A 5049-nucleotide genomic window follows, 5' to 3' on the forward strand; every position below is an offset into this window, starting at 1 on the left:
GACAGAGTCGCACGAACACGATCCCGTTTGCCGTTCGGCCCGTCAAAACCACTGTGCAGAGCTACTAGCGTAACTGTCCGAATGCGGCCCAGCCGATAGGGGTGCTCCGGCTCTCCAAGCAAAGCCCGGTTGCGATAATTGCGGAAATTGCGAGAACTCGACAGCAGTGCATGCACCGACCGCCCCTTACTCGGCGGCGATCTTGTCTGCCTGCTGCCGCCGGGCCAGCCACTCGTGCATGGCCGCTTCCATGGTCATGAACTCCGCGCCGCCTTCCATCAGTTTCTGGATCAGCCGCTCCAGCATCATCATGCGATGGCCGCGGCCGATGACGTGCGGATGGAAGGTGTAGGTGAGGATGCCGAAGTCGGGCTGCACGCGCGTCATGTAGGTGTAGTCGTCGACGAAGTTCTCCAGCACGTTCGTGGCGTTCATCAGCCCGGGCATGACCGAGCCGTTGGGCAGGCGCATGTATTCGAAGTGCGGGAAGTCATCGAGCGACCAGCTGATCGGCATCTCGACCAGCGTCGTCTCGCGGCCGCGCACGAACGGCGTCATGAGCTCGGCGACGTCGCCCTGGCGGGCGAAGTAGCAGTCGTAGTCGTGGCCCATCAGCGAGCTGTCGTACTGGATGCCGTGCTTCTGCAGCAGCTCGATCGAGTGCGGCGACAGATCCCAGGCCGGCGAGCGATAGCCGCGCGCCGTCCTGCCGCTGATGCGCTTGATCGATTCGTTGCCGCGGACGATCTCCTCTTCCTCCTCCTCGCGCGACAGCGAGGCGGGCAGGCGATGCGTCCAGCCGTGATGGGCAAGCTCGTGCCCGGCCTCGACATAAGGTGTGACGGCGTGCGGTGTGCTGTCGATCGTGTGGCCGGGCGTGAAGAAGGTCGCCTTGATGTTGTAGCGGTCCAGCAGCGAGACCAGGCGCGGGATCACCACTACGTCGTATTCGCCACGCGATATGACGGTGGGCGTCGTCAGCCCGCGTGCAATGAAGCCGGACAGATGATCGTGGTCGAAGGTGAGACAGACGATGTGACGCGACATGGCGAACTCCCGGGGAAAGGCGAACTCTACCTCCCCTTCGCGGAATCCGCGAAGGGGAGGTGGCCCGAAGGGTCGGAGGGGTCATGAGCGTCAGTACTGCTGCTCATGACCCCTCCGCCCGCTACGCGGGCACCTCCCCAGCTTCGCTGGGGAGGAAGACGGTAGCGTTGCGTTCGCCCATCGGAGCCTGCATGATGTTGGTAATTATAAGCAAAGGTGAGGCTGAGTATTAGGGAGGGTTCATGGTGGGGTCGTCTGCCCGGCGCGTGGCCGCGCAACAGGGCGACAGTCAGCTTGTGGTCGAGGGCGTATCCAAGCGTTTCGGCGGCGTCGTCGCGGTGCAGGATGTATCGCTCGAAGTGCCGCGCGGCGCGATCGTTTCCATCATCGGGCCCAACGGCGCAGGCAAGACCTCTCTCCTGAACATGATCTCGGGCTTCTACAAGCCCGACACCGGCCGCGTCGTGCTCGAAGGCCAGGACATCACCCAGAAGAAGCCGAGCGATATCGCCGTGCTCGGCATCGCGCGCACCTTCCAGAACATCGCGTTGTTCAGCGGCCTCACCGTACTCGACAACCTGATGCTCGGCCGCCACGTGCGCATGAAGGCGGGCGTGCTTTCCTCCGTCATCTACTGGGGCATGGCCCAGAAGGAAGACATCGCCCATCGCGAGGCTTGCGAGGAGATCATCGACTTCCTGAAGCTTCAGGACCTGCGCAAGCAGCCGACCGCCGCGCTGGCCTACGGCCTGCGCAAGCGTGTCGAGCTCGGCCGCGCGCTGGCGGTCGAGCCGCGCGTGCTGCTGCTCGACGAGCCGATGGGAGGCATGAACCAGGACGAGAAGGAAGACATGGCGCGCTACATCCTGGACGTGAACCAGGAGCGCGGTGTCACCGTCGTGCTGATCGAGCACGACATGGGCGTGGTCATGGACATCTCCGACCATGTCGTGGTGCTCGACCGCGGCCGGCGCATCGCCGCCGGCACGCCGGAGGAGGTCCAGCGCGATCCCGCCGTCATCCAGGCCTATCTCGGCACCAGCAGGAGTGAACGCGCATGAGTCTGGTCGATCAGGCCGCGACATCGACGCTGCCCAAGCTCCTGCAACGCAATGCCGAGCAGGATCCCAAGGGGCCGGGGATCCGCGAGAAGACCCGCGGCGTCTGGCAGACGCTGACCTGGACAGGCTACCGCGACCAGATGCGCGACTTTGCGCTCGGCCTCGCGGCGATCGGCTTCAAGCGCGGCGACAAGCTCTCCGTGGTCGGCGACAACCGGCCCCAGCTCTATATCGCCCAGCTTTCAGCCCAGGTCCTGGGTGGCATCTCGGTGCCGGTCTACCAGGATTCGATCGCCTCCGAGCTGGTCTACGTGCTGAATCACGCCGAGACGTCGGTCATCGTCGCCGAGGACCAGGAGCAGGTCGACAAGGCGCTGTCGCTCAAGGACAAGCTGCCGAAGCTGCGCTGGATCATCTACGACGATCCGCGCGGCCTGTCCTTTTACGACGATCCCATCCTGCGCTCCTATGACAGCGTGCTGGAGGAGGGGCGCAAGTTCGGTGCGGCAAACCCTGGCTTCTACGAAACCGAGCTCGCCAAGGGCGGCGCCGACGACACGGTGATGATCGCCTACACCTCCGGCACGACCGGGAGTCCCAAGGGCGCGATGCTCAGTCATCGCAACATGATCGCCACCGCCGAGGCGTTCATCGAGGTGAACGACGTCAAGCAGGGTGACAACTGGCTGTCGTACCTGCCCATGGCCTGGGTCGGCGATGCCGCCTTCACTCTGGGGATGGCGCTGGTCGCCAAGCTCACGACGAATTGCCCGGAGAGCCCGGAGACGGTGCAACGCGACCTGCGCGAGCTCGGCCCCGACGCCATGCTGGCGCCGCCACGCATCTGGGAGAACATGCTGACCCTGATGCAGATCAAGGGCAGCGACGCCTCGCCGATGAAGCGCCGCGTGTTCGAGCATTTCCGCGGGCTGGCCGAGCGTTGCGAGCTGAAGCGCAGCGACGGCAAGACGCTGTCGCTTTTCGACCGGCTCGGTTTGGGGCTGGGCGAGATCTTCGTCTATGGCCCCGTTCGCGACCAGCTCGGCCTTCGCAAGGCGCGCTGGTGCTATACCGGCGGCGCGCCGCTAGGGCCCGACACCTATCGCTTCTTCCGGTCCTTCGGCATCAACCTCAAGCAGGTCTACGGTGCCACCGAGGCGTCGGCGCTGATCGCCTGCCAGGCCGATGCCGAGGCCAATCCGAACACCGTGGGACGGCCAATCCCGCGCGTCGAGATCAAGATCGACGACCGCGGCGAGGTGCTGCTGAAGGGCTCCAACGTCTTCAAGGGCTATTTCAAGCAGGACGAGGTGACGCGCGACACCGTCACGGCGGACGGCTGGCTGAAGACCGGCGACGCCGGCTTCTTCGACAAGCAGGGCCACCTGGTCATCATCGACCGCGCCAAGGACGTGGGTAAGCTGTCCGACGGATCGGCCTTCGCGCCGCAGTTCATCGAGAACAAGCTGAAGTTCAGCCCGTTCATCCGCGAGGCCGTGGCCTTCGGCGACCAGCACCCGTTCGTCGTCGCCATGATCGCCATCGACATGCAGACCGTCGGCACCTGGGCGGAGAAGCAGGGGCTCGCCTACACGAGCTTCATGGACCTCAGCAGCAAGCCCGAGGTCGCCGTCATGATCGGCGAGGCGATCGCCAAGGCCAACGCCACTTTGCCTGACGTGCAGCAGGTCAAGCGCTACCTGCTCCTGAACAAGGAGCTCGACGCCGACGACGCCGAGATGACGCGCACCCGCAAGGTCCGCCGCCGCTTCGTCGCCGAGAAATACGCCAACGTCATCGAAGCCTTTTACGGTGGCGCCTCGTCGGTCGACGTCACCATGGAGATCACCTTCGAGGACGGCCGCAAGTCGACACTGAATTCGACCATCGCCATCCACGGCAACGTTGCCGCGGAGCCGGCAAGGAAGGCGGCGTGATGTTGGACGGTACTTCATGCTCATCGTCTTCCGGACCGCGAGCCTCCGGCTCGCGGTCCGGAAGAGCATGAGGGAGAGGAATAATGTCCGAAGACCTCGAATTCTTCTTCGCCCTCATGTTGAGCGGCGCGTCGATCGGCCTGATGTACTCGCTGATCGCGCTGGGCTTCGTCCTCGTCTACAAGGCGACCGACGCGATCAACTTCGCTCAGGGCGAGTTCGTCATGCTGGCCGGCATGATCGTGGTGACCGTGCTCGGCGCCCAGGCGCCGCTGATCGCCGCCATCGTCGTCGTCCTCTTGGGCATGATCGGCTTCGGCTTCGGCCTGGAGAAGGTCGTGCTGCGGCCGTTGCTCGGCCGGCCCGTGGTCGCCGTGATCATGGCGACCATCGGCGTCGCCGCCGTGCTGCGCGGCTGGGGGCCGCTGGTGCTGGGCATCGAGACGCGCGCCTTGCCATTGCCGATCGGTGACGAGCCGATCTCCATCGGCCCGGCCACGCTGCCGCCGATCCAGGTGCTGGGCGCCGTGGTGGCGGTCCTGTTCTTCCTCGTGTTCAGCTGGTTCTTCAAGAAGAGCCGCATGGGCGTGGCCATGCGCGCCGTTGCCGACAACCAGCAGGTGGCGCAGGCCATGGGCATCAACGTCGAGCGTTACTTCGCGCTCGCCTGGGCGATGGCCGGCATCGTCTCGGCGCTCGGCGGCATCGTGTGGGGCGCCATGCTGGGCGTCGACGTCCAGCTCGCCCTGGTCGGCTTGAAAGTCTTCCCCGTGGTGATCCTGGGCGGCCTCGATTCGATCGGCGGGGCGCTGATCGGCGGCCTGATCATCGGCATCGTCGAAAGCCTGGCGGCGGGCTATCTCGATCCTTACGTCGGCGGCGGCACCAAGGACTTCGCGCCCTACGTGCTGATGATCCTGGTCCTCATGGTCAGGCCCTACGGCATGTTCGGCCGCCGCCAGATCGAGCGGGTGTGAGGATGGGGCATCCTCTTCTGGGAGCGC

At 65.1% G+C, this 5049-nt stretch carries 4 protein-coding genes; 3 read left to right on the forward strand and 1 reads right to left on the reverse strand.

Annotated features, from left to right (window positions below; genetic code table 11):
• Positions 1 to 186: 186 nt before the first annotated feature.
• Positions 187 to 1047, reverse strand: a complete 861-nt coding sequence (locus tag RSO01_RS02815; RefSeq protein ID WP_147146000.1) for a polysaccharide deacetylase family protein — start codon at positions 1045 to 1047, stop codon at positions 187 to 189.
• A gap of 242 nt (positions 1048 to 1289) precedes the next feature.
• On the opposite strand from RSO01_RS02815, the gene RSO01_RS02820 reads away from it, so the two are divergent.
• From RSO01_RS02820 to RSO01_RS02830, 3 genes are all read left to right on the forward strand, one after another.
• Positions 1290 to 2108: an ABC transporter ATP-binding protein gene (locus tag RSO01_RS02820; protein ID WP_147146002.1), complete on the forward strand. Its 819-nt coding sequence runs from the start codon at positions 1290 to 1292 to the stop codon at positions 2106 to 2108.
• Entirely contained in the window at positions 2105 to 4045 is a 1941-nt protein-coding gene (locus RSO01_RS02825) for an AMP-binding protein (RefSeq protein ID WP_147146004.1), read from the forward strand. The genes RSO01_RS02820 and RSO01_RS02825 overlap by 4 nt, the downstream gene beginning before the upstream one ends.
• Positions 4046 to 4128: 83 nt before the next feature.
• Complete coding sequence (locus RSO01_RS02830; protein WP_147146006.1) at positions 4129 to 5022, forward strand: branched-chain amino acid ABC transporter permease; 894 nt, start codon at positions 4129 to 4131, stop codon at positions 5020 to 5022.
• Positions 5023 to 5049: the final 27 nt, after the last annotated feature.

It is taken from the genome of Reyranella soli, from assembly GCF_007992495.1.
Lineage (GTDB): Bacteria > Pseudomonadota > Alphaproteobacteria > Reyranellales > Reyranellaceae > Reyranella > Reyranella soli.